The organism is Flavobacterium taihuense, assembly GCF_019351435.1.
GTDB lineage: Bacteria > Bacteroidota > Bacteroidia > Flavobacteriales > Flavobacteriaceae > Flavobacterium > Flavobacterium taihuense.
Window position 1 is genome coordinate 1 of record NZ_JAHWYN010000059.1, and the last position, 966, is coordinate 966.

Here is a 966-nt window from a genome sequence, read left to right on the forward strand (position 1 = left end):
GAAATTTTCGTGTTATTTTTGATTTGTCCTGAACAGCAACTATAAACTATAATGAAAAAAAAGAAAATTAGTTTATTCATTTCTTAGGTTTTAAAAATTTCAGATTTGTAAGCTGACCGCCAACGTTCCCGCGCTACAAGCAGTTTGGGACTAAATTAAGCCCTATTTTCGGATTTGCCAAATCTTCCAAATACAAAACCAACTTCAAATTAAGCCTAATACCCAAATTGCTTGTAGCGTGTGTTAGCGGATGTAATTTTTATTGTTTAAATCTGTTTACGAATTTATATAATAATTTAACCGCATTAAATTTTTCCACAGAACTATTTTGTTTGTTTTCATCTTCTAAATCTGTAATATTAAATACTTCAGAAGTTTCAAAGTTTATTTCGTAAACACTTGTACCGTCATCAATTATTTTCGGAATACAATTAAAAGATTTTACAAACATTACGATTCCGTCAATTCCGCCATACGGATATTCGTAAGGATTATATTCAAGTAAACCTTTGTTTTTGTCTACTTTCTTTAAGTCAATATATTCTATTCCGTAATTTATGCTCAATAATTCTATCAAAGAATAAAAGTGCCAATTAAATTCTGTTTTGAAGGCAGTTTTAAAATTCGGTTTCAAGTCCGAATCTAAAAACCAAAATTTCTCAATTGAATATTTAGGGAAATTTTCTAACCAATAATTATCGTTATTTTCAATTGAGTTATTTTTCGAATATTTTATTTTTTCAAAAGTGAATTTCAAATCTTCAAAATTCAAATCTTCAAAATATTCAAACTCTAAATAACAATTCTCTTTTTCCATAATTTTGGTCGATTATATCCGCTAACGTTCTGGCACTACAACGGGTTTGGGACTAAATTAAGCTCTATTTTCGGATTTGCCAAATCATCCCAAATACAAAACCATTTTTCCATTAAGCCCAATGCCCAAATCCGTTGTAGTGGCTGTTA

At 29.3% G+C, this 966-nt stretch carries 1 protein-coding gene; it reads right to left on the bottom strand.

All coding sequences use genetic code 11. From position 1 onward, the window contains the following. Positions 1-259 precede the first annotated feature (259 nt). Entirely contained in the window at positions 260-817 is a 558-nt protein-coding gene (locus KZH69_RS20360; RefSeq protein ID WP_219319302.1) for a hypothetical protein, read from the bottom strand. Positions 818-966 lie beyond the last annotated feature (149 nt).